General features: G+C 64.2%; 28 protein-coding genes and 1 tRNA gene. 13 read left to right on the top strand and 16 right to left on the bottom strand.

Annotation, left to right across the window (positions count from 1 at the left end; all coding sequences use genetic code 11):
* Positions 1-6: 6 nt before the first annotated feature.
* Positions 7-660: a TenA family protein gene (locus ROH8110_RS01220; protein ID WP_085816924.1), complete on the top strand. Its 654-nt coding sequence runs from the start codon at positions 7-9 to the stop codon at positions 658-660.
* Positions 660-1,400, top strand: coding sequence for an ABC transporter permease (locus ROH8110_RS01215; RefSeq protein WP_085816923.1), 741 nt, complete (start codon positions 660-662; stop codon positions 1,398-1,400). Before ROH8110_RS01220 ends, ROH8110_RS01215 begins: the two co-directional genes overlap by 1 nt.
* Positions 1,401-1,524: 124 nt before the next feature.
* On the opposite strand, the gene ROH8110_RS01210 is transcribed toward ROH8110_RS01215, so the two are convergent.
* The 4 genes from ROH8110_RS01210 to ROH8110_RS01195 all read right to left on the bottom strand — a co-directional run bounded on the left by ROH8110_RS01210 (position 1,525) and on the right by ROH8110_RS01195 (position 5,069).
* Positions 1,525-3,087, bottom strand: coding sequence for a trimethylamine methyltransferase family protein (locus ROH8110_RS01210; protein ID WP_085815969.1), 1,563 nt, complete (start codon positions 3,085-3,087; stop codon positions 1,525-1,527).
* A gap of 100 nt (positions 3,088-3,187) precedes the next feature.
* Complete coding sequence (locus ROH8110_RS01205; protein ID WP_085815968.1) at positions 3,188-4,081, bottom strand: DMT family transporter; 894 nt, start codon at positions 4,079-4,081, stop codon at positions 3,188-3,190.
* Positions 4,078-4,773, bottom strand: a complete 696-nt coding sequence (locus ROH8110_RS01200) for an HAD family hydrolase (RefSeq protein WP_085816922.1) — start codon at positions 4,771-4,773, stop codon at positions 4,078-4,080. The genes ROH8110_RS01205 and ROH8110_RS01200 overlap by 4 nt, the downstream gene beginning before the upstream one ends.
* 17 nt (positions 4,774-4,790) lie before the next feature.
* Complete coding sequence (locus ROH8110_RS01195) at positions 4,791-5,069, bottom strand: DUF3572 domain-containing protein (protein ID WP_370738105.1); 279 nt, start codon at positions 5,067-5,069, stop codon at positions 4,791-4,793.
* 92 nt (positions 5,070-5,161) lie between these two features.
* Here ROH8110_RS01195 and ROH8110_RS01190 point away from each other — a divergent pair, with 92 nt between their 5' ends.
* Positions 5,162-6,538 carry a diguanylate cyclase gene (locus ROH8110_RS01190; protein ID WP_085815966.1) on the top strand — a complete coding sequence of 459 codons (1,377 nt, stop codon included), beginning with the start codon at positions 5,162-5,164 and terminating at the stop codon, positions 6,536-6,538.
* Positions 6,539-6,568: 30 nt separating this feature from the next.
* Here the strand turns inward: ROH8110_RS01190 and ROH8110_RS01185 are convergent, their stop codons facing one another.
* The 4 genes from ROH8110_RS01185 to ROH8110_RS01170 form a co-directional block, all read right to left on the bottom strand.
* The gene (locus ROH8110_RS01185; RefSeq protein WP_085815965.1) at positions 6,569-7,066 is read right to left on the bottom strand and encodes a periplasmic heavy metal sensor; all 498 of its coding nucleotides are present in this window, start codon (positions 7,064-7,066) and stop codon (positions 6,569-6,571) included.
* Entirely contained in the window at positions 7,066-7,443 is a 378-nt protein-coding gene (locus ROH8110_RS01180; protein WP_085815964.1) for a hypothetical protein, read from the bottom strand. The genes ROH8110_RS01185 and ROH8110_RS01180 overlap by 1 nt, the downstream gene beginning before the upstream one ends.
* A complete protein-coding gene (locus ROH8110_RS01175; RefSeq protein ID WP_085815963.1) occupies positions 7,436-8,020 on the bottom strand; it encodes an RNA polymerase sigma factor in 585 nt (194 codons plus the stop codon). Before ROH8110_RS01175 ends, ROH8110_RS01180 begins: the two co-directional genes overlap by 8 nt.
* A gap of 101 nt (positions 8,021-8,121) precedes the next feature.
* Positions 8,122-8,700: an EF-hand domain-containing protein gene (locus tag ROH8110_RS01170; protein WP_085815962.1), complete on the bottom strand. Its 579-nt coding sequence runs from the start codon at positions 8,698-8,700 to the stop codon at positions 8,122-8,124.
* Between the two features lie 230 nt (positions 8,701-8,930).
* Between ROH8110_RS01170 and ROH8110_RS01165 the strand changes: the two genes are divergently transcribed.
* Positions 8,931-9,320, top strand: coding sequence for a DUF983 domain-containing protein (locus ROH8110_RS01165; RefSeq protein ID WP_085815961.1), 390 nt, complete (start codon positions 8,931-8,933; stop codon positions 9,318-9,320).
* 25 nt (positions 9,321-9,345) lie between these two features.
* Positions 9,346-10,053, top strand: a complete 708-nt coding sequence (locus ROH8110_RS01160) for an NUDIX hydrolase (RefSeq protein WP_085815960.1) — start codon at positions 9,346-9,348, stop codon at positions 10,051-10,053.
* Here the strand turns inward: ROH8110_RS01160 and ROH8110_RS01155 are convergent.
* Genes ROH8110_RS01155 through ROH8110_RS01145 form a run of 3 tightly spaced genes read right to left on the bottom strand, consistent with a single transcriptional unit; the run spans position 10,050 to position 12,081 of the window.
* Positions 10,050-10,952 carry a DMT family transporter gene (locus ROH8110_RS01155; protein WP_176236573.1) on the bottom strand — a complete coding sequence of 301 codons (903 nt, stop codon included), beginning with the start codon at positions 10,950-10,952 and terminating at the stop codon, positions 10,050-10,052. The two genes, ROH8110_RS01160 and ROH8110_RS01155, sit on opposite strands and share 4 nt — an antisense overlap.
* Before the next feature lie 21 nt (positions 10,953-10,973).
* Positions 10,974-11,882 (bottom strand): fatty acid desaturase, encoded by a 909-nt coding sequence (locus ROH8110_RS01150; protein ID WP_085815958.1) that lies wholly within the window; start codon positions 11,880-11,882, stop codon positions 10,974-10,976.
* Positions 11,875-12,081: a DUF2061 domain-containing protein gene (locus tag ROH8110_RS01145; protein ID WP_085816921.1), complete on the bottom strand. Its 207-nt coding sequence runs from the start codon at positions 12,079-12,081 to the stop codon at positions 11,875-11,877. The genes ROH8110_RS01150 and ROH8110_RS01145 overlap by 8 nt, the downstream gene beginning before the upstream one ends.
* Positions 12,082-12,186: 105 nt before the next feature.
* On the opposite strand from ROH8110_RS01145, the gene ROH8110_RS01140 reads away from it, so the two are divergent.
* From ROH8110_RS01140 to ROH8110_RS01135, 3 genes are all read left to right on the top strand, one after another.
* A complete protein-coding gene (locus tag ROH8110_RS01140; protein ID WP_085815957.1) occupies positions 12,187-13,050 on the top strand; it encodes a helix-turn-helix domain-containing protein in 864 nt (287 codons plus the stop codon).
* Between the two features lie 175 nt (positions 13,051-13,225).
* Complete coding sequence (locus ROH8110_RS18630; RefSeq protein ID WP_170156461.1) at positions 13,226-13,363, top strand: hypothetical protein; 138 nt, start codon at positions 13,226-13,228, stop codon at positions 13,361-13,363.
* 355 nt (positions 13,364-13,718) lie between these two features.
* Positions 13,719-14,120 (top strand): hypothetical protein, encoded by a 402-nt coding sequence (locus tag ROH8110_RS01135; RefSeq protein WP_085815956.1) that lies wholly within the window; start codon positions 13,719-13,721, stop codon positions 14,118-14,120.
* A 17-nt stretch (positions 14,121-14,137) separates the two neighbouring features.
* On the opposite strand, the gene ROH8110_RS01130 is transcribed toward ROH8110_RS01135, so the two are convergent.
* A complete protein-coding gene (locus ROH8110_RS01130; protein ID WP_085815955.1) occupies positions 14,138-15,181 on the bottom strand; it encodes an aldo/keto reductase in 1,044 nt (347 codons plus the stop codon).
* A 184-nt stretch (positions 15,182-15,365) separates the two neighbouring features.
* On the opposite strand from ROH8110_RS01130, the gene ROH8110_RS01125 reads away from it, so the two are divergent.
* Positions 15,366-16,604: an MFS transporter gene (locus ROH8110_RS01125; protein WP_085815954.1), complete on the top strand. Its 1,239-nt coding sequence runs from the start codon at positions 15,366-15,368 to the stop codon at positions 16,602-16,604.
* On the opposite strand, the gene ROH8110_RS01120 is transcribed toward ROH8110_RS01125, so the two are convergent.
* Positions 16,586-17,872 (bottom strand): MFS transporter, encoded by a 1,287-nt coding sequence (locus tag ROH8110_RS01120; protein WP_085815953.1) that lies wholly within the window; start codon positions 17,870-17,872, stop codon positions 16,586-16,588. The two genes, ROH8110_RS01125 and ROH8110_RS01120, sit on opposite strands and share 19 nt — an antisense overlap.
* 227 nt (positions 17,873-18,099) lie before the next feature.
* Here ROH8110_RS01120 and metG point away from each other — a divergent pair, with 227 nt between their 5' ends.
* Positions 18,100-19,818 (top strand): methionine--tRNA ligase, encoded by a 1,719-nt coding sequence (metG, locus tag ROH8110_RS01115; protein WP_085815952.1) that lies wholly within the window; start codon positions 18,100-18,102, stop codon positions 19,816-19,818.
* Positions 19,819-19,841: 23 nt separating this feature from the next.
* Here metG and ROH8110_RS01110 read toward each other — a convergent pair.
* The 3 genes from ROH8110_RS01110 to ROH8110_RS01100 form a co-directional block, all read right to left on the bottom strand.
* A tRNA-Leu gene (locus tag ROH8110_RS01110) sits at positions 19,842-19,927 on the bottom strand.
* A gap of 65 nt (positions 19,928-19,992) precedes the next feature.
* The gene (locus ROH8110_RS01105) at positions 19,993-20,568 is read right to left on the bottom strand and encodes a tetratricopeptide repeat protein (protein ID WP_085815951.1); all 576 of its coding nucleotides are present in this window, start codon (positions 20,566-20,568) and stop codon (positions 19,993-19,995) included.
* A 32-nt stretch (positions 20,569-20,600) separates the two neighbouring features.
* Positions 20,601-21,077 (bottom strand): Lrp/AsnC family transcriptional regulator, encoded by a 477-nt coding sequence (locus ROH8110_RS01100; RefSeq protein ID WP_085815950.1) that lies wholly within the window; start codon positions 21,075-21,077, stop codon positions 20,601-20,603.
* A gap of 108 nt (positions 21,078-21,185) precedes the next feature.
* Between ROH8110_RS01100 and putA the strand changes: the two genes are divergently transcribed.
* The 3 genes from putA to ROH8110_RS01085 all read left to right on the top strand — a co-directional run bounded on the left by putA (position 21,186) and on the right by ROH8110_RS01085 (position 25,825).
* Positions 21,186-24,626, top strand: coding sequence for a bifunctional proline dehydrogenase/L-glutamate gamma-semialdehyde dehydrogenase PutA (gene putA / locus ROH8110_RS01095; protein ID WP_085815949.1), 3,441 nt, complete (start codon positions 21,186-21,188; stop codon positions 24,624-24,626).
* Positions 24,627-24,713: 87 nt separating this feature from the next.
* A complete protein-coding gene (locus ROH8110_RS01090) occupies positions 24,714-25,460 on the top strand; it encodes a rhomboid family intramembrane serine protease (protein WP_085815948.1) in 747 nt (248 codons plus the stop codon).
* The gene (locus ROH8110_RS01085; protein ID WP_085815947.1) at positions 25,457-25,825 is read left to right on the top strand and encodes a GFA family protein; all 369 of its coding nucleotides are present in this window, start codon (positions 25,457-25,459) and stop codon (positions 25,823-25,825) included. Before ROH8110_RS01090 ends, ROH8110_RS01085 begins: the two co-directional genes overlap by 4 nt.
* The last annotated feature ends 54 nt before the right edge of the window (positions 25,826-25,879 follow it).

Below are 25,879 nucleotides of genomic sequence, written 5' to 3'. Positions count from 1 at the left end.
CCACCGATGCGCCCGACGGAACACCTGAAATCGCTGGCCCTTCAGGACTGGCAGGCGGCCACGCGCCACCCCTTCACCACGGCGCTGGCCGATGGCACGCTTGGCCATGACCGGATGCTGGCCTATCTGCGACAGGACCATCTTTTCATCGATGGTTTCGTGCGCCTTCTGGCCTCGGCGGTCGTCCACGCCCCGAGCCTCCCCGACGCGATCCCGGCGGCACAGTTCCTCGGCCTCATCTCAGGCCCCGAGAACACCTATTTCCTGCGCGCGATCAAGGCGCTTGGCGGCGATCCGGAAACCCCGGCCAAGGCGGCGCCCGTCACGGCGGAATTTCAGGAACTGATGGCCCGCGCCGCCGCATCGGGGCGCTATGAACAGATGCTGGCGGTTCTGGTCGTGGCGGAATGGAGCTATCTCGACTGGGCCTCGCCTTTCGCGGACCATCCGCAGACTCTGCCCTTCTGGTTCGGCGAGTGGATCGAACTGCATACCGGCGCGGGCTTTGAAGGCGTGGTGGCGTATCTGCGCGATCAGCTCGACAGCGCATGGCAGGGACTCGACGATGACGCGCACCGCGCGGTCGAAGCCACCTTTACCCATGCCGTCGCGCTCGAGCGACGCTTCTTTGACGCCGCGCAGGACGGGTTCAGCGGATGATGAAGGGCTGGCCCTCGATCCTGGCCTCGGCCTGTCTGGGCATCCTGCTCTGGCAAGGCGTGGTGATGCTGGCGGCACCGCCATCCTATATCCTGCCCCCGCCGCTGGATGTGGCGGCGACGCTCTGGTCGGCGCGCGAACAGATCGCGCATCACTCGATCTACACGATTGGCGAGATCCTGATCGGGCTTGCCCTTGGCGCGGTGCTCGGGGCGGTTTCCGCAATCGGGCTTGCGGCGTCGCCACTGGCGCAGGCACTGCTGCGCCCAATGATGGTATTCAGCCAGGCGATCCCGGTTTTCGTTCTGGCGCCGATCCTGACGCTGTGGCTGGGCTACGGGATCTGGCCCAAGGTGATGATGGCGCTGCTCATCATCTACTTCCCGGTCACGTCGGCTTTCTTCGATGCGCTGATGCGCACGCCGGGCGCGTGGCTCGACCTTGCCCGCGTCATGGGCGCGCGCCCGGCGCGGGTGATGTGGCATATCCGCATTCCCGCCGCATTGCCGGGGCTGGCCTCGGGGCTGCGGCTGGCGGCGGTCTATGCGCCCATCGGGGTCATCATCAGCGAATGGGTCGGCGCATCGCGCGGGCTTGGCTATCTCATCCTGCTGGCGCTTGGCCGGGTGAAGGTGGACCTTATGTTCGCCACCACCATCGCGCTGGCGGTCTTCACCCTGCTGCTCTACGCCGCCATCGACCAGATCTGCCGCCGCTGGCTGGACGCGCCGGACGACTGAAAAGTGAACGGCGGGGGCGCTGCCCCCGTCGCCGCAAGCGGCGACTCCTCTGGAGTACTTCCGGCAAGATGAAGCCCGACACGATACCGACGTCATACCGACGCGATACCGAAGTGATGCTGCCTCAGAAATCGGTCGGCGCGCCGCCCTCGGATTTGCGCCGCTCGACAAAACCCGCAAGTTCCTCGCGCAGGCTCTCATCCATCGGCGGCGGTTCATAGCTCTCGATGATGTCCTGGCCGATCTGATGCGCCCTCTGAGCCGTCCAGACACCGCCCGCGGCCTCCCAGGCCTCGTAGTTGCGCCAGTCGCTCAGGAAGGGCTGGTAGAAGGCGGTGGTGTAGCGGTCCTGGGTATGCTGGATGCCGAAGAAATGCCCCTGATCGCCCACCTCGCGCACTGCATCAAAGGCAATCTCGTCGGGTCCGGTCGCGGTGAGGGCCGGATCCATATATCTTTGAATATGCTGTATTATTTCGCAATCCATGATGAATTTCTCTGGGCTCGCGATCAGCCCGCCCTCCAGCCAGCCAGCGGCGTGATAGATCATGTTGGCGCCCGCCTGCACCCCTGACCAGAGGCTGTTCGAGGTCTCCCACATGGCCTGCCCGTCAGGCACGTTCGCCGCACAGACGCCGCTCGCGCGCATCGGCAGGCCATAGAAGCGGGCCAGTTGCCCGGTCATCTGCGTGGCGCGCATGTATTCCGGCGTGCCAAAGGCGGGCGCGCCCGATTTCATGTCGACATTCGAGGTGAAGGTCCCGATCGCGCAGGCCGCGCCGGGGCGGATCAACTGCGCCAGCACCACCGCGCAAAGCCCCTCCGCCAGGCTCTGCGCCACCGCCCCCGCCATCGTCACCGGCGCCATCGCCCCGGCCAGCGTGAAGGGGGTGACCACCAGCCCCTGGTTGCGCCGCGCGACGCGCATCCAGCCGTCCAGCATCGGGTAGTCATGCTTGAGCGGCGAGGTCGAATTGATGTTGGTATACATATGCGGCGATGCCTCGAACGCCTCATGACTGAGCCCGCCCGCGATGCGCACCATTTCCATCACGTCCTCGACCCTCTCGGGCCCGAGGCAATAGGCATGGGCGACCTTGTCGGTCAGCGTCAGTTTGTCATAGAGCACATCGAGATGCCGCACGCTGGCATGGATGTCCTGAGGCTCGACAGGGTAGCCGCCGATGAAATGGATGCAGTTGAAATACTGGCTGAGCTTCAGCAGTGTTTGGCACATCTCGCGATTGCCCGGCACCTTGCGCCCAAGCGACATGTCCCAGTAATTGGGCGGCGAGGAGACATTGCCGAACACCATGTTGCGCCCGCCGATGGTGAGTTGCCTTTCGGGATTGCGCGGCGTGATCGTCCACTGGCGCGGCGCCTTGGCAATCATCTCCATCACGAAATCGCGCCCCATGCGGACCGTCTCACCCTCGATGTCGCAGCCCCCCGAAGCGCGCAGGATCTCGAGCGCCTCGGGATTGAGAAACGCGATACCGATCTCTTCGAGGATACGCATCGCGCCGTCATGGATGGCCGCGATCCCGTCCGCGTCGAGCGGTTCGACCGGCCGGTCGGTATTGACCGGCGGGTTCCAGGGCATCTGCTCGATCACGGCGACGCCACGGCGCTGTGCGTTGCCAGCGCGCCCGCCGCTGCGTTTTCTGCGTTTCACCGGCTCTGCCATGTCGGGGCCTCCGCTGCTGCTGGCCCCATGAGAGCACCGGGCAAGACGCAGCGTTTGCCACTTTGCGACTGATCCTGTCGTTTTTGGATAACTCCGAACGTCAGCGCGCGCGGCGCGCCCTGCTTGCGCGTTGCCCAGTCCAGAGGATGTAGAGCGCAAGGCTGCCGACCACCAGCGCACCGCCCAGAATCATCATCGGCGTCGGCGCCTCGCCGGTGCCCAGCCATACCCAGGCCGGCCCCAGCACGGTTTCAAGCAGCAAGAGCAGGCTGACATTGGAGGCATGAGTGAACCGCGATGCGAGCGACAGCGTGAAAAACGACACCGGCAGGATCACCAGACCCGTTACCGCGATCGCCCAGACATTGCCGTCCGTCATCGCCGCCGGTCCCGCAATGCTCAGTCCGCTCAGCCCCGCCAGAACAGCGCCGGTCCCGATAACCAGGAGGATGGGCAGTTGCGGGCGGCGGCGGATCACCACGAAATTGAGCGCCAAAGCAATCGCGGTGCCCAAGCCGAACAACGCCCCCAGCAAAGAGGCCGGGTTCAGACCGACCTCGCCCTTGTCACCACTCAGCACCGCGATGCCGATCCCTGTCATCACAGCGAAGATGGTGAGCCAGGTCGCGATGCGCGTAGGCTCACCCAGGATCATCCAGGCGAGCACCGCCGAGAATACCGGCACAGTGGCCAGCCCGAACAGCACCACCGCCACGGGCGCCAGCGAGATGCCAAGTGCGAACAGGCTGGCGTTGGCGAACTGACAGGCCACGATGGTCAGCCCGAACCCCGAGACCAGCACCCGCAAATCGCCGCGCCTGTTGCGGCTCAGGATGGCCCAGGCGGTCAGCATCGCCGTCCCCATCAAGAGACCGCGCCACGCGACCATCTCGAATCCGTTCATCTCGGACCAGCGCATGAACATCGTGTCCGGAGTCAGGACAAGTGTGCCGAACGCAGCCAGCAGGATGCCGAAAAGCGGGTGACGCGTCATGCGGCCACCCAGGCGGGAAGATGCCCGATATCAGGCAAAACCGCATCGGCGAGCGGCCACAGCTCATCCGCAAGACTGGTGCCGGTCAACACTCCCACGGTCTGCATCCCGGCGGCACGCCCGGCCCGTAGGTCATGGGTGCTGTCGCCCACCATGACGATCCGCTCCGGGGCAAGGCCGGTCTGGCGCGCAAAGGCCAGCAGCGGGCCGGGCTGGGGCTTGGCGCCATGGCCGGAATCGAACCCTGCGACGAAGGTGAAACAGGTCTCGATGCCCGCATGCTCCAGATGGCGGCGCGCACCGTACTCGGTATCGTTGGTCATCACACCAAGCGCCAACCCATCGGCCATGAAATCACCCAACAGTTCTGCCAGCGGCACTGCCGGGGCGGGCGCGGCTTCGGCGGCACTGAGCATCAGCAGGTGCTCGATCTCGTCGACGTCCCGTCCGGGCAGGGCGCGGGCGACACACTCGGCCCCTTCGCGGTTGGTGCCTGCGATCATCGGGCTTTCGGGCCGGAACTGACCGACGGCCAGATCAAAGCCGATTTCGCTGGCAATCCGCGCCATCGTCGCGGCCTCGCCGCCGGACAGATCGCGGATGATGTCGGCGGCCCAGCCGCTCCAGGTGGCGTGGAAATCGAACAGGGTGCCATCCTTGTCGAAGAGGATCGCATCAACCTTTCTTGCCATACTCTTGCGGATCGCGGTCATGTCCAGTTCACCTGTTCACCCCCCGGAAGGGCCGCGCGGGCGCGCATCGGCAAGTCGGTGCTCAGCCCCTGCGCCTCGCAACAAGCGAGCACCCAGGCGTCGTCCATCAGGATGAAATCCAGAACTGAACCTAGGAAATCAGGGTCTTGGACCGCATCGCGCAGGGCCTCTTGCGAGGCCCCGGTGGTGCCCATGAAGACCCCGATCAACTCGTCATCACTCATCAGCCAGACCAGGCATTTCAGCGCGATCGTTTCGGCGGACTCTTGCGTCAAAGTCAAAATGATTAATTCCCGGAAAGGTTTTCTTAACCTCTCACAGGGATAGTCATGACTGAAGAAAGAGCAAGTCCGAAAGGCGGCAGTGCATGTCAGGCAAGGTTCTCATCGTTGATGGTTTGGCGACCAACAGGATCGTGATGAAAGTCAAGCTGTCGGCGGCCTATTACGACGTGATTCCGGCTGGCACGGCGGCCGAGGCTCTGGCGCTGGCTGCTCTTGAGTCACCCGACCTCGTGATCTGCGCTCCGACCATGGTCGATATGTCCGGCCCCGAATTCGTCCGCAGACTCAAGAAACAACAGGAGGGCGATGCGCCTCCGGTGCTTCTGTTTCTATGCGATCACACGCTCGACTTGCGGCTCGATGCGCTGCGTGCTGGCGCTGACGAAGTGCTGGTCAAGCCGGTCGACGACCCCGCCTTGCTGGCCCGGTTGCGCAGCCTTCTGCGGCAGCATCAGGTGACGCGCGATCTGAGGATGCATGCCGGTGCCGTCTCGGCGCTCGGGCTTTCCGAAGCTGCACCGGGCTTTGACCGTCCCGGTCGTATCGGCCTGATCGCGCCCGACAGGGGCGGCGCGGCGATGCTTGCTCAGCGGCTTCAGAGATGCAGCGGGCACAAGGTGAAGCCGCTCGACCCCGAAGCCGCGCTTGTGAAGCCGCGCTCGGGCACAGCACCCGAAATCTATGTGCTCCGGGTCTGCGCAGGCAACCGCAACGCGGCCACAGACCTGATCGCCAACCTGAACGCCAAGCCCCATAGCCGCTCAAGGCCAATCGTCGTGCTTCTCGCACCTGACGCGCAGGGGCAGACGGCCAACCTCTTGGACATGGGCGTCGCAGATGTGATCGCCGAATCGAGCGCCCCCGATGAATTGGCGCTGCGGATCGGGCGCCAACTCACCTTCGCGCGCCGCGCAGAGGCCATGCGAGAACAGCTTCAGTCCGGGCTCAGAGCCGCGGTGGTTGACCCGCTGACAGGGCTGTATAACCGCAGGTATGCCCTGCCATTCCTGAACCGCCTGGTCGACACGGCTTCGCATGACGGGCGCGGCTTTGCAGTGATGGTGGCGGATCTCGATCATTTCAAACTGGTCAATGACCAATACGGACACGCGGCGGGCGACACCGTGCTGCGCAAGGTGGCGCGGTTGCTGAAATCCAACCTGCGCTGCGAGGACATGATCGCCCGGATCGGCGGCGAGGAATTCATGATCGTGATGCCCGAAACCACGCGAAGCGAGGCGCGCCGCATGGCCAGCCGGCTCTGCGCAGCGGTGCGCGACGCTCCGGTGCCGATCGCCTCAAGCGAGGCCCCGGTCCATGTCACCGTCAGCATAGGTGTCACGATCGGTCATGCGGGCGGCAATGCGGCCAACCTGCTGGACGAGGCCGACCGCGCGCTCTACGGCTCGAAATCGGGCGGGCGCAACACCGTCACGCTAAGCCGTCATCCGGCGGCCTGATCCCGGACAGGACTCGACCGGTACAGCCGCTCATTCATCCCTGCCGCGCCCTGCGTGATGGCGCCACCCCGCCTCAAGCCGGTCTGCATAGGCCTTTCGCGCGGCGGGATCCATGTCCGACAGCCGGTCGAGCAGCAGGCGCTGTCCCAGCTCCACCCGCGCGCTGATCATGCCACGGATTCCCGCCATATGTGCCTCGATCGCGCTGCGATCGAACGGTTCGGCGCGCAGGTCTGAAATCAGCGACTTGAACGCCGCATGCTGTGCCGTGCGCCCCGGCCGCCCGTCGCGATAGGCCTGGCGCATCTGCTGCGCGATCGCGTGCCGATCCTCCTCGGCCAGGGCACGGGTCATCGGCCCCGCCGCTCCGGAAATATGTGGCATGTGCCCCATGTGACGCCAACCTGACGAAAACAGCGCACCGCCAATCACCCCGAGCACCAGAAGGTTCAACGCCAGCGAGACGATCAACGCCACGCGCATCCAGCGCCTTGGCGCACGCGCGCCCCTTTTTTCATCCTGCGCCATCACATGGCTCCTTCCATCACGCTTGCCAGGTCGAAGGCATCCCAAGGATCCAGATCGACCACAAAAGCGGCTTCACCCTCGGCAAGATATCCTTCGAGTCCGCTGGGCGGGCTCGCCCCGATCCATATTCCCACAACCGTTGCCGTCGCGAGACCGGTCAACGCGGGCCAACCACCCAGACCTTGAAACACCTGCCGCCAGAAACCGGCCTCATGGGCAGGCGCCCTGCCCTGCGGCGCGGGCGTCTCGGCCTGTTCTTCCTGAATTTGCATCGCGTCGGCCAGAACCCGCGCCAGCAACGCTTCGGAGGGCCGTGCGGCGTGGCTGCGAGCGGCCTCGAAATGCGCCTTCAGCGCCGTGATGTCATCGTCATTCATGCTCATCCGCAAACCCCAATTCCGCGCGCCGGCCGGCCAGTTCCGCCGCCAGAGCCCTTCGTCCACGCGTGAGCAGGCTTTCCACTGCTTCGACGCTGATTTCCATGATCCCGGCAATCTCGGGATTGCCCAGATCCTCGAGGTGGCGCAGTACCACCGCCTGTCTCTGGCGCCGGGGCAACCTGACAAGCGCCTTTTGCAGCGCATCCACCCGCGCCGCGCCCTGCAATGCCGCATCCGCGCCCTGCGCGGTATCGAGCGGCTCGGGCGCCGCGTCTAACGGCAGCGGACGCGCCTTGCGCAGCCGGTCGGTGCACAGGTTCGCAACCACCCGGTAGAGCCATGTGGTGACCTTGGCATCGCCCTGACGCCAGTCGGGTGCGACCTTCCACAGGCGCAGCATCGCTTCCTGGGCGACATCCTCGGCCTCGGCGGCATTTCCCAGCAGGCGCTGCGCATGCGCCAGAACACGCGGCGTCAGCCGCAGCGTCAGCGCCCGCGCCGCCGCCCGGTCGCCATTGGCAAACAGAACCAGCAAGGCGTCGTCCGATATGTCCTTCATCGCATCCAGCGGCATCTTCCCTGTCCCGGCGGTTCAGGATGCACCGCCCTGGGCGGCGCGGCAATGGGCCTTCGGGCCGGGCCAATCCGGCCCTGGCCCCGTGTACTGACAGCCGCTCAGTTCTGCGACTTGGACTTCGCACCGGACTTCCCGCAGGGCATGTCACCCTGGCTGCACCCTCCGCAGTCCATCGCGCCGTGCCGGGCGTGTCCCCAGCCCTTGTCCGACTTGCCCATGCGGCCACCACGCCGGTCGCCGATAGCATCGAATTCTTCGGCGGACACCTTGCCGTCACCATCACTGTCCAGCCGCGCGAACATGCGATCCATGCCGCCCGCGCGCATCTCATCAGCGCTCAGCATGCCGTCGCCGTCGCTGTCCCGGCTCTCGATCATCGCCTGGGCACGGGCGGTCATGCGATCCGCCATCATCGCGCGCATCTGGTCAGCCATTTCATCGGACGTCAGCTTGCCGTCGCCATTCGCATCGGCGGCATTGAAACGCGATTCTGCACGGGCGGTCATTTCTTCGGCGGTGATTGCACCATCGCCATTCGCGTCGAGCTCCTCGAAATCGAACATCGGCCCCTGGCCACGCGCCATGCCGCCACCCTGTCCCTGCTGCGCATAGAGCGCGCCCGAGGTTGCGATGACAAGGGCGGCGGCGACCCCGGTGATATAATATGCAGGTTTCATGTCGTTCTCTCCTTGGCTCGACAGATCATTACGAAACCGGTCGCGTCGACCGTTTCAAATGGTCAAACGGGCGGGGCTTGCAATTCCGTCGCGCGGCCCACACATTTTCTCATCACGCTTGCGTGAAAACCGCGGCCTGATTTGCGACATCACGACGCAAGCACACCGCAACACCTTCATATCGGGCGCCGAATGGCCCATTTTCCGGGTTCCGAACGGCAGGAAACGCGATGACACAGATTGATAACACGATGGCCGAGCGCGAACTCTGGCCTGCCCTGCGCAAGGGCTTCCGGCGCAAGTGCCCCAACTGCGGAAGCGGGCCGATGCTCAAGAGCTACCTGGGAGTGCGAGACACTTGCCCGGTCTGCCGCGAGGATCTCAGCCACCACCGGGCCGATGACGGCCCGGCCTACCTTACGATTCTGATCGTCGGGCACCTGATGGCGCCTCTCCTGCATATTGCCTTTGTCACATGGCGGCCCGAGCCGCTTGTGCTGTTCACGATTTTCGCGGTTGGATGTGTCACGCTCTCACTATATCTTCTGCCACGATTGAAGGGGATGATAGTGGCGTTCCAGTGGGCCCGTCACATGCACGGGTTCGGGGACGCGACCTGACCCTTTCTGAAGCGGAAGGGCCAAGATGAACACGAGCGACAAGTCCGCCCTGCGCGACGCCGCAACGGTGATCGCACTGCGCGACCGACACAGTGACCCGCATGTTCTGATGGGTCAACGCGGCGCGACCGCGGCCTTCATGCCGAGCAAGTTCGTCTTTCCCGGCGGCGCTGTCGATCCCGCGGACGCCGACGTGCCGTTTTCACGCCCGCTGCCCGCACTCTGTGCCGAGCGCCTGACCGAAGATGCGCCGGGCGCTTTGTCGAATGCGCTCGCGGCGGCGGCGATCCGCGAACTCTGGGAGGAAACCGGCCTGATGCTGGGCGATCCAGGTGAATGGCCCGGCACTGCGCCTGCTGATTGGGCGCAATTCGCTGCGCGCGGGCTGCTGCCTTCGGCCCATGGGCTGCAATTCGTGTTTCGCGCCATCACCCCGCCGGGCCGCCCGCGCCGCTTCGATGCCCGTTTCTTCCTGGTGGATGCCGGAGCGATCCAGGGCGATCTCGATGACTTTTCCGCCGCCTGCGAAGAGCTTTCGCACCTGCAATGGGTGCCGCTTGCGCGGGCGCGCGAATTCGACCTGCCCTTCATTACCGAAGTCGTTCTGGCCGAAATTGCCGCGCGCGTACATGATCCCGAGCCGCCCGCTTCGGTGCCGTTTTTTCGCAACGATGACGAGGAAAGCCTGTTCCTGCGCCTTCAGGGCCACAGTCCGCTTGCGGCGCGCCCTTAAGCCAGGACGACCAGCGCGAGAATCGAACCGGTCAAGAGCGCGATGCCCAGACCTTCGCGTCCGGTCAGGCGTTCACGAAAGACCAGCAACGACACCGCCAGCGAAAAGATCACCTCGATCTGCCCGACCGCAAAGACAAGCGCGGCATTCTGCAAGGTGAAGGCGGTAAACCAGCACAGGCTGCCGCCCATGCTGCTGACCCCCATCCACAGCGCCACGCGGCGCGCGCGCCAGACCGCAGCAAGTTGCCCGCTCTCGCGGTATGCAAGCCAGATCGCCATGCCGATCACCTGGCTCGTGGTCACCGCCGCCAGCGCGACGCCCGCCCGCAACAGCGCATCCTCGCTGCCGACCGCCAGCGTCGCGCCACGATAACACACCGCCGACACCGCAAAGAATGCTCCAGAGGCGAGTCCCAAACCCGCCGCCCGATTCGCGACCCGTCGCAGGCTGAGCCCCGGCATCCCGGCATTATCCGACAGCACGAGCACACCAATCAGGCCGAGAACGATGGCACAGAGAGCCAGCAGTCCAATCCGGTCTCCCAGAACCACCAGCCCGACCAATGCGGTCAGGATGACTTCGGTTTTCTTGAAGGTGATTCCCACGGCAAAGTTGCGCGCAGCAAACAGCGCCACCACGCACCATGTCGCCAGAACCTGCGTCAGCCCCCCGGTCAGCGCATAGGCCCAGAACCCCGGTGCCAATGCCGGCAGCGGCGTGCCGGTTGTTCCCAGATAGGCCGCCACACCCGTGACCACCAATGGCGCGGAATAGGCGAAGCGCGCGAAGGTTGCGCCCCCGGCGGACAAGGCGCCAAGGCTGAGCTGCTTTTGCAGCATGAACCGCAGTGTCTGAAACGCCGCCGCGGCCACGGAAAGGATGATCCACGGCTCCATGCGATGCGATATGCCCCGAATTTACCGTCTGGGCCAGAGCGGATGCGGCACAGGGTCCTTGGCACGCAGGAAATGCCGCCGGAAGATCTCGCCATAGGAGCGATAGAGATAGCCATCGTTGCGCCCAAGGTAATGCGCCCGGTGCGCAGCATAGAGCGCGGGCAAACGGTACCAAGGCACCTTGGGGTGCATGTGGTGAACCACGTGAAGGTTGTTGTTGAGGAAAATCAGCGCCAGCGGCCCGCGGTCCTCGATGATGACGGTGCGCCCGCGCGCCTTGTCATGGGCGCGGTGCTCGAGGAAGGTTCGGATCTTCAGGATCGACAGGGCCGCATAGACCGACAACAGATAGGCCCAGATCGGCATCTGCGCCACGGCGACAAGCCACCAGGATACCAGCAGCACCGCGGGCACATGCCAGAGCCAGGCCGACAAGACCCCCGGCACACCGGCACGGATCGCGCGCAGGTCGTCGCGCATGAACGCCACCTGCCCAACGAGCGGCCCCACCAGAAGGCGCCCCGCCAGCGTGTTGTTCAGCGCCAGGACCCAACGCAGCCACCCCGGCAGCCGCGCCCAGACGGCTGGATCAAGGTAATTGCTCTCTGGATCGTCATAGGGGTCGGTCAGGTGCTCGTCGCGGTGATGCGCCAGATGCGTATCGCGGAACCGCCGGTACGGCACGACAAGGCTGAGGGCGGGAAAAACCAGCGCCTCGTTGAGCCGCGCATCCCGCATCGGATGTCCGTGCAGCGCCTCGTGGCAAAGCGAGGAATGCAGCGCCACGCAAAGTGTCACCACCACCATCCCCAGCGGCAACCAGAGCGCTGCCGCCCATGTCGTGCCCAGCAACCAGCCGCCATAGCACGCCACCAGGAGCAGCAATGTCGGCCATTCGGCGACCGCCCGCGCGCGCAGCGCCTTAGCCATGCTTGCGCCCCCAGCCGATATGCGCCCAGATGCGCTCGTAGATGAAATACATACTCAGGCCGAGCATCGTGTTGATTGCCGCCATGGCGCCGCCCACTGCCGCCGATCCCGTCATCAACAGCCCGACAATGGCCATGACCGTCAGCCCGATCATATTCCAGACAATCGCTTTCACCAGCGTGCGCTGCCGCGTTTCCATGAATCCTCCGATGTTGTGTTTGGCACTACCGATACGCTTCGAGGCCATGGCTGGGCATTCCAAAAACGGTTAACATTTTTCTGCAATGGTGATATTTGTCACCACATGTCGCAAAAAACCGACAAACGCCTGCGGGCCGACCTGTTTCGCACCCGCCTTGCCGAAGCCCTGCGCGAGCGCGGCACCAACCAAAGCGCCCTTGCCCGCGCGGTGGGGGTTGATCGCTCGACCATTTCGCAGCTTCTCAAGGGGACGGGTGCGCGGCTGCCCAATGCGCAGGTGGTGGGGGAATGCGCCCGCGCGCTCGGGGTATCGGCCGACTGGTTGTTGGGGCTGACCGACCGGCCCGAAACCGCCGCCGACATTCTCGCCAATACCATGTCACTGACCGAAGCGCCCCGTGCACTTGTCGACGAACAGATATTCCAGTGGCACAAGGAGGCCGCGGGCTACAAGATCCGCCACGTCCCGGCGGGGCTGTCGGACATGCTCAAGACCCGCGAGATGCTGGAATGGGAATATGCACCGCATCTTGGCCGCAGCACGCAACAAGTGATCGGCGCCTCCGAGGACCGGATGGACTGGATGCGTGGCGCACAATCCGACTATGAAATCGCCATGCCGATATTCGAGGTCCATAGCCTGATGCGCGGCGACGGATACTATGCCGGCCTGCCCCGCGACATTCGCGAGGCGCAGGTTGATCGCCTGATCGAAACGACCGAGCAACTCTACCCCCGGCTGCGGGTCTACCTGTTCGATGCGCGGCGGCTCTATTCGGCGCCGGTCACGATTTTCGGCCCGCTTCTAGCGGTGATCTACATCGGCCAGAACTACCTGGCATTTCGCGACACCGAGCGCGTTCAGGCGCTGACGCAGCATTTCGACCACCTCGTGCGCGAGGCACAGGTATCGGCGCGCGAACTGCCCGGCCACCTGCGCGCGCTGCGCCAGGAGCTTCTGGAATAACCGGGTGCCGCGCAGCAGCTCCCGTACCTGCACACCCGCATACATCCTGCGCAACCGTAGCCTTTCGGGGTGATCTCCATCATGTCGACACATCCTCGCCATGCCCCCACCACAGTTCCCATGCAGGTGCATGGCATGGGCTGAAACATCTGGACGGGGCGACGGGAGACACCCGATGATCGACTATTTTCTGATCCTTGCCTTGGGTCTGCTCGTGTTCTGCCGCCCGTTGGCAAACGTCGCGCGGCGGTCCCGCCATGTGGCCAGGTTCTTTCCGAACGAAAGCCCGTCAGACGCAAACGACTCCCGCTGAACAGACACGGCTTCGCCGTCCGGCGCTTGCCTTGGTCAAACCCATGAAGACACGAGTCGAAAAACCTACGCATAAATACCTAAATTTCTGTTTCACTAAATTTAGGGTTGATCTCACCTGCCACTGCATTAACGTTAACGCACAACCAAGGGTCGCAAAAGGCCCACGAGCAGACAAAAGGCAGGCATATGATGACTCAACTCTGACGTTGAGTTGAATTCGGTTTCCCCGTGCCACGATGGTTCGTCTCTTTCACGAGACGCGTAGCGTTCCCGGCCGCGTTATCGCCGGGCTTTCGTTCCACATGTTGATGATGATCTGGTTGGGTGCATTTTGAAACCTTCCGGAGGGCAAATTGCTCTTTTATATCGCCAGTTTCCTTAGCATCACGTCCGGCCTGATCCTATTCGGACTCGGGGTCTACGGGTTGCTGGGCAACGACTACACAAAGCTGCATGTCGTCACCGAATTGCTGAAACCGATGGGGTTCAGCCCGGTGCTGGACCAGCTATACCTCGGGTTCCTCTCGGTGCTCGGTTTCTGGCTGACCCTGGGCGCTTTCGTGCGTATCCCGGCGGCGATGGCGCTCGGAATGATCATCGGCAAGTTGCTGCTGGTCGGCGACATGCTCAAGATCGACTCACTGCTGTCGCTCGCGCTGGTGCTGATTTTTTATGCAGGCCTTGTGCGCATCATCACCAACACCTCGCATGACAAGCACGACCGCATCACGCCATACGTGTTCAAGTTCTGGTAGCCGCGCAAGGCCGGACGTCAGAACGGCATCGGATGCGCCCTGTGCGCGGCGTCGATATCCTCCAGCACCTCCGGGGACAGTTCCATATCCCCCGCATCCAGGGCATGATCGAGCTGTTCAAGACTGGTCGCTCCAAAGATAGCCGAACACATGAAGGGCCGCGAAAGGCACCATGCCAGCGCCATCTGCACCGGCTCCAGCCCGTGCTTTCGCGCGACGTCCAGATAGGCATCGACCGCCCCGAAGGCGCGCTCGGTGATACGCCCCCCGAGGGTCTCGTTCAGGCTTCGCCGCGAACCCTCAGGCACGGTGTCGCCCTGGTATTTGCCACTTAACAGCCCCGCCGCCAGTGGCGAGAAGGCCAACAGCCCGACATCCTCGTTGACGCAGAGTTCCGCCATGTCGGTATCGAACAGCCGGCACATCAGCGAATATTCGTTCTGCACGGACGCGACCCTCGGCCAACCCCGCGCCTCGGCAATGCGCAGCCATTGTGCCGTGCCCCACGCGCTCTCGTTGGACAGGCCGAAATGACGGAGGTTGCCCTTGTCCACCTGCTTTTGAAGCGCCTCAAGCGCGTCTTCCATATGCGCGATGGTCGCGTCGCGGTCCTGCGACGAGGGATCGAACTGCCAGTTCTTCCGGAACATGTAGCTGCCCCGGTTGGGCCAGTGGAACTGATAAAGGTCGATATGGTCCGTTCTGAGCCGCCTGAGCGAACCCTCGACCGTTTCGGGGATGGTGGCGGAACTGATCGGCGCGCCGTCGCGCGCGTTCATGAACCCCTCGCCGGAATGCTTGGTCGCAAGGATCACGTCACCGCGCCGCCCGCTCTTGGCGAACCATTCGCCGATGATCTCTTCGCTGCGCCCGGTGGTTTCCTTCAGCGTCGGATTGACCGGGTACATTTCCGCTGTGTCGATGAAGTTCACGCCGCGCGCCAGCGCCCGGTCGATCTGCGCATGGCCCTCGGACGCGCTGTTCTGCGACCCCCAGCTCATCGAACCAAGACATAGCGCACTGACCTCAAGGCCGGTGCGGCCCAGCGGATTCATCTTCATGTCTGTCCCTTCCCGTCGATTTTTCTTAACTCGCGTCGAACTTACCGCTTTGGCGCGCCGCGTCACCCCCGGATTTGTGTCGCGTCGCCTGTGCATCAAAAAGCAGACCGATAGGCGAAAAACGACATGGCTTTGTCGATTAGCTGCTGGCGTTTACGCGCCAAGCTGACACTCTGGACCGATCATGCGCATCCTCATTTCCTTCGCCGCTCTCTTTCTCTCCGTCATCCTGCTCCAACTTTCGACCGGAGGCGTCGCCCCTCTCGATGCAATCTCAGGGCTGGCGCTCGATTTCACGACCGCCCAGATCGGCTTCCTGGGGTCGGCGCATTTCGTGGGCTTCTTCATCGGCTGCTGGTGGTCGCCCCGGCTGATGGGCAGTGTCGGCCATTCACGCGCCTTCGCCGCATTCACCGCGATGGGCGCGATCGGGCTCCTGCTGCACATGATGGTTGTCGACCCCTATGCCTGGGCGCTCTTGCGGGTGGCCTCGGGAATCTGTGTCGCGGGCTGCTACACGATCATCGAGGCCTGGCTCCAGGCCGAAGTCACCAACGAGACGCGGGGCCGCTCGATGGCCGCCTACCGGATGGCCGACATGGGGGCGTCACTTCTGGCCCAAATGATGATCTCGGTGCTCGAACCGGCCTCTTACGTGTCCTACAACCTGCTGGCGCTGCTGTGCTGCGCGTCGCTTCTGCCGCTGGCGATGACGCGCATCCGCGAGCCGGTGACACCCGATGCCCCGCGCCTGCGCCCGAGGCTCGCCATCGAATGCTCGCCTCTGGCGGCGATGGGGGTGGTGGTTGCGGCGCTATCCAGCGCCACGTTCCGCATGATCGGGCCGGTCTATGGACAGCAGGTCGGATTGGCGATCGACCAGATCGCGTGGTTCCTGGCCGCCTTCGTGCTTGGCGGCGCACTGGCACAATACCCGGTTGGCTGGCTCGCGGATCGCTATGACCGTCGTTGGGTGCTCTTGGGCCTCTCAGTGGCCACGATCGTCAGTTGCATCGTAACAGCCATAACGCATGAACTGACCACCAACGGCGTCTTCCTGACCGCATTTTTCTTCGGGCTGACCAGCTTTCCGATCTTCTCGGTCTCGGTGGCACACGCGCATGACTTCGCCAGGTCGTCGCAGCGGGTCGAGCTGTCGGCGGCGCTGATGTTTTTCTATGCGATCGGGGCCATCGCCGCGCCGGTTCTCGCCTCCACGCTGATTACCCGTTACGGCCCACAGGCGATGTTCGTCATGATCGCCGTCGGCCATCTGGCGCTGATCGTGTTCGGCCTGGCACGAATGCGGGCGCGTCCCACCTCGGGCGCGCGCACCTCCTATGTCTGGGCGCCGCGCACCTCTTTCGTGATCGGCCGCCTGACCGGGCGCAGCCGCGAGCGCGATCAGCGCCGCGCCGAGTGATCCGCTGCGGCCTCCGCCGCCTCGGCTGCATCCTCGGCCTGCTCCACATACCATTCCTGCGCCGCCTCAACGGCCACGGGCGAGGAAGTCGGCAGAACGCCCAGGTAACTGCCGGTCTCGTCCACCGGCACGGCGGGGCGGCGCGTCATCCGCCAGGTTGCATACAGCGTGATCGCCACGAAGATGACGGCCGAGAACAGCCAGAACCCCTCCGGGCCGACCAGTTCCATCACCTGCCCCATGATGATCGGCCCCGCGATCGCCCCGACGCCATAGGCAAAGATCAAACCACCCGACGCCGCCGCCATGTCCTCGGCCTCGAGCGAGTCATTGGTATAGGCGATGAACAGCGCATACAGCGGGTTGGCCACGCCGCCCATGACAAAGGCCAGCACCAGCAGCGTCTCGAACTGCACACCCGCGAACAGACCGATCACCGTCGACACGGCGCCGATCGCAGCCATGCCAAGGATCAGCAACCGCCGGTCCATCCGGTCCGAGAGCCACCCCACCGGAAACTGCCAAACCATCGACCCGACAAAGATCGCCGCAACGAAGCCGGTAATCTGCGGCACGCTCAGCCCCGCAGCAGCGCCATAAACCGACGCCATGCCGAACTGTGCCGCGAAAACGCCGCCCAGAAGCAGGATCCCCACACTGGCCAGCGGCGAATGGTCGTATAGCTGGCGCAGGCTCATCGGCTTGGTCGATTCAAAGGCCGGGGTCGGCGTCACCGACAGCAGGATCGGCGCAAAGCTCAGCGAAACCAGGATCGACGGGATCACGAACAGGAAATACCCCGCCGCCTCGCCAAGGTTCATCATGCCCTGCGCCACGATCAACCCGGCCATCTGCGCCACCATGTAAAGCGACAGCACCTTGCCCCGCGTCTGGTTGGTCGCGGCATTGTTGAGCCAGCTTTCGGCCGTCACGTAGACCCCGGAAAGACAGAAACCGATGACCACGCGGATCACCGTCCAGCTGATCGGGTCGGTCAGCACCGGAAACGCGATCAGCCCGGCTGAGAGGAACGACCCCAGCGCAGCGAAGACCCGCACATGCCCGACCCTGCGGATCAATTCGGGCGCCAATCGGCTGCCCACCAGGAAGCCCAGGAAATAACCCGACGTGATGATCGACAGCTCCAGCGTGCCGAACCCCTCGATCGCGCCGCGCACACCCATCAGAGTCGCCTGCATGCCGTTGCCGATCATGATCAACGTCATGCCCAGCAGCAGCGCCCAGACCGAGGCGATCACCTGAAACATTCGCTTCTACCTTGTCCTCGGCGCAGTCATCGCGCGTTTCGGCGCGGCCGCGGGCACATCGTTCCCTTGCCGGGCTAACAGCCGGTCGAAGCCGCCGTCGATCCCGAAAGCGACAGGTTTGTCGGATTTTTGCCGCCCCCGTAGCGCGCGGGCTCTGGCCCTTCGCCTCTCTGAGCATTACACGGGAGGAAATTTGACGCATATGCGCTAAACGCAGGACGGACTCGATGGCAAGGCACCTGATCACATCGGCACTTCCCTATATCAACGGGATCAAGCACCTGGGCACGCTGATCGGCTCTCAGCTTCCCGCCGACCTCTATGCCCGCTACCAGCGCGGGCGCGGTCACGAGGTGCTGTTCCTCTGCGCCACCGACGAGCACGGCACACCCGCCGAACTGGCCGCGGCCAAGACGGGCGAACCGGTGGCCGATTATTGCGCGCGGATGCACAAGGTGCAGGCTGATCTCGCGCGCGGCTTCCGGCTCAGCTTCGACCATTTCGGCCGCTCCTCCAGCCCCCAGAATCGTCGCCTGACACAACATCTCGCCGGCAAACTCTACGAGTCTGGCCTGATCGAGGAAGTGACCGAAAAACAGGTCTATTCCAATGCCGATGGCCGCTTCCTTCCGGATCGCTACATCGAAGGCACCTGCCCCAATTGCGGCTATGACAAGGCCCGCGGCGACCAGTGCGAGAACTGCACCAAGCAGCTCGACCCGACCGACCTGATCGATCCGCGCAGCGCCATTTCCGGTTCGACCGACCTTGAAGTGCGCGAGACCAAGCACCTGTTCCTGCGCCAGAGTAACATGCGCAACCAGTTGAATGCCTGGATCGACTCCAAGGAGGACTGGCCGATCCTCACCACCTCGATCGCGCGCAAATGGCTCAATGACGGCGACGGGCTCCAGGATCGCGGCATCACACGCGACCTCGACTGGGGCATCCCCGTCAAGCGCGGCGACGAACCCTGGCCCGGCATGGAGGGCAAGGTCTTCTATGTCTGGTTCGACGCCCCCATCGAATACATCGCCTGCGCCGCCGAATGGGCCGAGGCCCACAGCCTTGACGACAGCGCCTGGGAACGCTGGTGGCGCACCAAAAAGGGCGCATCCGATGTGCGCTACACGCAGTTCATGGGCAAGGATAACGTGCCGTTCCACACGCTCAGCTTCCCCGCCACCCTGATAGGCTCGGGCGAGGATTGGAAACTTGTCGATTTCATCAAGTCGTTCAATTATCTCAATTACGATGGCGGCCAGTTCAGCACCTCGCAGGGACGAGGCGTGTTCATGGACCGCGCGCTTGAAATCCTGCCTTCGGATTACTGGCGCTGGTGGCTGCTGAGCCATGCACCCGAAAGCTCGGATGCCGAATTCACCTGGGACAATTTCCAGCAATCGGTGAACAAGGACCTGGCCGACGTTCTGGGCAATTTCGTCTCGCGCGTGACCAAGTTCTGCCGCTCCAAATTCGGCGAGGCCGTGCCCGATGGCGGTGAGATGGGCGCCCGTGAACGCGCTCTGATCGATGACATCACCGACCGGGTCCGCGCCTATGAGGGCCATATGGAGGCAATGGAGGTGCGCAAGGCCGCTCAGGCGCTGCGGGCGATCTGGGTCGAGGGCAACGAATACCTGCAAGAGGCCGCGCCCTGGGCCACCTACAAGGAAGCCCCCGAGCAGGCCGCCGCCCAGATCCGCCTGGCGCTCAACCTGATCCGTCTCTACGCGGTGCTCTCTTCGCCCTTCATCCCCGATGCCTCGGCTTCGATGCTCAAGGCCATGCAGACCAGCGACGACGCCTGGCCCGATGACGTCGCAAACGCGTTGGCACATCTGCCGGCAGGGCATGGCTTCATGGTGCCCGAAGTGCTGTTCAACAAGATCACCGACGATCAACGCGATGAATGGCAGGCGCAGTTTTCCGGCGTTCAGGACTGACGCCAAGGCTGACGCACCAACTCTGGTACCCGCGGCCGGACTCGAACCGGCACGGCCTTTCGGCCTGGAGATTTTAAGTCTCCTGTGTCTACCATTCCACCACGCGGGCCAGTGGGGCGGACAATATCCGTTCCGCTTGCGGTGTAAACCCGTGCAAATCCACGAAAAGCGGCCTCAGAGTTCGTCCTCGCCCGCTTCCAGGGCGGGCAAAAGGTGGCGCTCACTCAGCCACGGGTTCAGGTCCAGCGCGCGGCGCAGCGCCAGCGCCGCCTCAGGCATGCGCTCCAGCGCAAAGAACGTCAGCGCCTGCCCGCTGAGCGCCGCCACATGGCGCGGCGACAATTCGATGGCGCGTTCCAGATCCGGCAGCGCGGCGTCGTAATCCTCGCGGATGAAATTGATGAAAGCGCGCTGGTTGTAACCCTCGGCGTAATCCGGGCAATAGGCGACCAACGCGTCGAAGGCCTTGATTGCGCCTTCGAAATCATAGGCGCCGCGCCGAGTTATTCCCTCGTCGAGAAGCTCCTGGGCGTAAGCGTCGGGCGCATCGGTCCACAAGGCCCACATCTGATCGGACAGCGCCTGGCCACTGCCTTCATCGGGCGCGGCGCGGATTTCGCCGATCAGGCGCGTCAACGCCTCCGAATGATCAGGCGGCGGCGGGCAGGCCCCGGCCCGCGCCATGCCGGGCAGCGCCGCGTCGACCGCGACAAGGCCGCACAGCAACGGGATGACAGGCAAGACTCTCATTATTACAGCAAAGCACCGCGATGCCGCCCCGGTCAAATAACATCCGAGAGAGCATTCTCCTTCACCGCCTGCATCGCCACGTAGGTTGACGTGTTCGCGACATGCGGCAGGGTCGATATCTTTTCTGCCAGCACCCGGCGGTAATCGGTCATATCCTGCGTGCGCACCTTCATCAGGTAGTCGAAGTTTCCCGCGATCAGGTGCACTTGCTCGATCTCGGCGATCCGGGTGACCGCGGCGTTGAACTCGGCCAATGCCGCTTCGCGCGTATCGTGCAGCCGCACCTCGACGAAACTGACGTGATCCAGACCCAGACGGATCGGATCGAACAGCGCCCTGTAGCCGGTAATCACCCCGTCCTTTTCAAGGCGGCGCAGCCGCGCCTGTGTCGGGGATTTCGACAGCCCGATCTCGCGCGCCAGATCGGTGATGCTGATCCGGCCATCACCCGCAAGCACCCTGAGAATCGCCCGGTCGAAGCGGTCCAGCTCTGGATAGTCGTTATTCATCGGCGGCCCTCTGATTTTGTATCGCAATGGATCGCGAAAACAGTGCATTCAGGAAAAATGACTTACCGCGCGGTGATATGATGGGTCAATCCACCTTGAGGGAATCCCATGCCATATGACAGCGATATCCGCCGCGCCATCGACCTTGCCACCTATGCCGATGAAGCCGCGACCATAGACCGGCTGACAGAGCTGGCCGCGCTGTCCGAAGCCGACCGCGCCCGCATCGTCGCGCGTGCCGCCGATCTCGTGCGCGAAATCCGCGGAGAATCCAGCCCCGGCCTGATGGAAGTGTTCCTCGCGGAATACGGCCTTTCCACGGACGAAGGCATCGCCCTCATGTGCCTGGCCGAGGCATTGCTGCGCGTGCCCGACGCCGAAACCATCGACACCCTGATCGAGGACAAGATTGCGCCTTCCGACTGGGGCAAGCACATGGGCCATTCTGCCTCGCCACTGGTCAATGCCTCGACCTGGGCGTTGATGCTCACCGGCAAGGTGCTCAAGGATGAGGATCCCGGCGTCGTCGGCCACCTGCGCGGCGCCATCCGCCGTCTCGGAGAGCCGGTGATCCGCACCGCCGTCGGGCGCGCAATGAAGGAAATGGGCCGACAGTTCGTGCTGGGCGAAACCATCCAGTCCGCGATGAAACGCGCCGCCGGCATGGAGAAGAAAGGCTACTCCTATTCCTATGACATGCTGGGCGAAGCCGCACGCACCGATGCCGACGCGAAGCGCTATCATCTCAGCTATTCGCGCGCGATTTCGGCCATCGCCAACGCCTGCACCAATGCCGACATCCGCGACAACCCCGGCATCTCGGTCAAACTTTCGGCGCTGCACCCCCGCTACGAGGTCGCCCAGCGCGAACAGGTGATGGACGTGCTGGTGCCGCGCCTGCGCTCCCTCGCGCTTCTGGCCAGATCGGCAGGCATGGGGCTCAATATCGACGCTGAAGAGGCCGACCGCCTGTCGCTCTCGCTCGACGTGATCGAAACTGTGTTGTCCGAACCCTCGCTCGCGGGCTGGGACGGGTTCGGCGTCGTGGTGCAAGCCTATGGCCAGCGCGCCGCGCCCACGCTCGACTTCCTCTACGACCTCGCCACCCGGCTGGACCGCCGCATCATGGTGCGGCTGGTCAAGGGCGCCTATTGGGACACAGAGATCAAGCTGGCGCAGGTCGAAGGCATCGACGGCTTTCCGGTGTTCACCTCGAAGGCCGCGACCGATATCAGCTATATCGCCAATGCGCGCAAACTGCTGAACATGACGGATCGAATCTATCCGCAATTCGCCACCCATAACGCCCATACAGCTGCCGTTATCCTCGATATGGCAAAGGACAAGTCTGCCTTTGAATTCCAGCGCCTTCACGGCATGGGTGAGGCGCTGCACAGCATCATCCTTCGCGGCGAAGGAACCCGCTGCCGCATCTACGCCCCGGTCGGGGCCCATCGCGACCTTCTCGCTTACCTTGTGCGCCGCCTGCTTGAAAACGGCGCCAATTCCAGCTTCGTCAACCAGATCGTCGACGAGGACGTCGCCCCCGAAACCGTCGCCCGCGACCCTTTCGAGGCGATCCATGACGATACCCCGAGGCTGACCACCGGCCCCAACCTCTTTCAGCCCGAGCGCCGCAACTCGATGGGCTTTGACCTCTCGCATCGGCCCACGCTCGATGCGATCGACGCCGCGCGCGACCCCTTCGCCGCGCCCCATCGATGGAAGGCTGCGCCGCTTCTGGCGGGTAAGAGCGCGCCGCAGGCTCCTGAACCAGTCAACAACCCCGCCGATCCCGCCGACAGCCCCGGCACCGTCGCCTTTGCCAGCGAGGCCGATGTGAACACCGCCCTTGATGCGGCCCACCCTTGGGACGCGCCCGCCAGCGAGCGCGCGGCGGTGCTCAACAAGGTGGCCGACCTCTACGAGGAAAACTTCGGCGAGATCTTCGCCATCGTCCACCGCGAGGCCGGCAAGATGGTGATGGACGCGGTGGCCGAACTGCGTGAGGCAGTTGATTTCCTGCGCTACTACGCGGCCAACGCGCCCGAGGGCTCGCCCGTTGGGACCTTTACCTGCATCAGCCCGTGGAACTTTCCGCTGGCCATCTTCACCGGTCAGATCAGCGCGGCGCTTGCGGCAGGCAACGCGGTACTATCCAAGCCCGCCGAGCAGACCCCGATCATCTCGCATCTCGCAGTGCAGCTCATGCACAAGGCGGGCGTGCCGAAAACCGCACTGCAATTGCTCCCAGGCGCGGGTGATGTCGGCGCGGCGCTCACCTCGGACCCCCGCGTCGATGGCGTCGCTTTCACCGGCTCGACCGAAACCGCGCTCAAGATCCGCACTGCAATGGCTGAAAACCTCGCCCCCGGTGCGCCGCTCATCGCGGAAACCGGCGGACTCAACGCGATGATCGTCGATTCCACGGCCCTGCCTGAGCAGGCCGTGCAGGCGATCGTCGAATCCGCCTTCCAGTCCGCCGGCCAGCGCTGCTCGGCGCTGCGCTGCCTCTATGTGCAGGAAGACATCGCTAAACCCTTCATCGAGATGCTGACCGGCGCGATGGACGCGCTCTCCATCGGCGCGCCCTGGAACCTGTCCACTGATGTCGGCCCGGTCATCGACGACGAGGCCCGCAGCGCCATCGCCGCACATATTCAGCAGGCCCGCGCCGAAGGGCGCCTGATCCACACGCTGAAATCACCCGATACCGGCACTTTCATCGCGCCCAGCCTGATCCGAGTCGGCGGCATCGCCGATATGGAGCGCGAAATCTTCGGTCCGGTCCTGCATCTCGCAACCTTCCGCGCCGATGAGCTGGACAGCGTGATCGACGCGATCAATGCCACCGGCTACGGGCTGACCTTCGGGCTTCAAACCCGGATCGACGACCGCGTGCAGCATGTCACCGACCGTATCCACGCGGGCAACATGTATGTGAACCGCAACCAGATCGGCGCCATCGTCGGCTCGCAGCCCTTCGGCGGCGAGGGCATGTCGGGGACCGGCCCCAAGGCCGGCGGCCCGCATTACCTTGCGCGCTTCACGCGTCAGACCGCACCCGCTTCGGGCGGCGACGGGAATTGGAGCGGCGACATGCCCATCACCGAGCTGAAAGCCGCGCTTAAACGCGCCAACAGCCAGCAGGCCGAACGGCGCGAAGCGCTCGTGCTGCCGGGGCCGACAGGTGAATCGAACCGCCTGACGACCCATACCCGTCCCGCGCTGCTCTGCCTCGGGCCGGGCCAGGCGACGGCAGAGACACAGGCCCGCGCGGTCCGTGACCTTGGCGGTATCGCGGTGGCGGCAACCGGCCATATCGCGCCCGAAACGCTGCGCGATCTCGACGGGATCGCGGGCGCGCTGCATTGGGGCGACGCCAGCGCGGCGCGCGCCTATGCCCAGGCCCTCAGCCGGCGCAGCGGACCGATCCTGCCGCTGATCAGCGGCTTGCCCGATACCGGCCATGTGCTTCATGAACGCCATGTCTGCGTCGATACCACGGCAGCGGGCGGCAACGCGGCACTGCTGGGCGGTATGGCGTGACCGCACTGATCCGCGCCCTCCGGTCCCCCCCGGCGGGCGCACGCGGTTTCGCTTGACCATCCGGCGGCGGCGCGCCAACACTCCGGCATGTTCCCGATCCGCGATCACAACCCCTCGGGGGGCACACCCTATGTCACCTACGCGCTGATCGCGATCAACGTGGTGGTGTTCGTCAGTTACTGGCCCCTCTTCACCGATCCCCGCCAGTTGAACCTTTTCTTTTACGACTGGGCAATGACACCGGTTCTGGTCAGCAGCGAGGGCACCTGGCCGACCATGTTCACCTCGATGTTCCTGCATGGCGGCTGGATGCATCTTCTCGGCAACATGCTGTTCCTCTGGATCTTCGGCGACAATCTCGAAGACGAGATGGGCCATCTCGGCTATCTCGCCTTCTATTTCGCATCCGGCCTCGGGGCCGCGGCAGCGCATTTGATCTCGGCGCCCTATTCGCAGGTGCCGACCGTGGGCGCTTCGGGTGCGATTGCCGGGGTCATGGGCGGCTACCTCCTGCTTTATCCCAAGGCCCGCGTCGATGTTCTCCTGATCATCATCTTCATCGTCAAGATCATCCCGGTTCCTGCCTGGGTCATGCTGGGGCTCTGGTTCGGGCTGCAACTCTTCAACGGTTTTGGAGCCGACCCCACGGGCGGCGGCGTCGCCTATTGGGCGCATGCCGGTGGGTTCATTGTCGGGCTGGTCCTGACCCTGCCAATCTTCCTGCGTCTTGGCGGCACCCGATACTGGCGGCGCACCGATGGCCATCCGCCACATCCCGAGGCGCGCTACACCTACCGGCGCACGCCCATCCCCCGCGTGAGGCGGCGCAAATGAGCAACCCTCTCAAAGCCGCCTGTCATTGCGGCGCGGTCGAACTTCGCGTGACGCTTTCCGATGGTCTTGCCACGGCCCGGCGCTGCGACTGCTCCTTTTGCCGGCGCCGCGGCGCCGCCGCGGTCTCTGCCCCGCTCGACGGTGTCGAAATCCTGCGCGGCGCCGACAAGCTCACGCTCTATCAATGGGGCACCGGCACAGCGCAGCATTACTTCTGCTCGGTCTGCGGCATCTACACCCATCACCGCCGCCGCTCGAACCCGAATGAATACGGCATCAACCTTGGCTGCCTTGAAGGCATCAACCCGCGCGACCACGAGCCGATTCCCTGGGTAGATGGCGTGAACCACCCCTCCGATACCTGATCGCACACCGTTCGCGCGCCCGGCTTCATCTTGCCTTAAATACGCCCGCCGAAG

The organism is Roseovarius halotolerans, from assembly GCF_900172255.1.
GTDB lineage: Bacteria > Pseudomonadota > Alphaproteobacteria > Rhodobacterales > Rhodobacteraceae > Roseovarius > Roseovarius halotolerans.
This window is presented reverse-complemented; position numbering and strand designations above follow the sequence as displayed.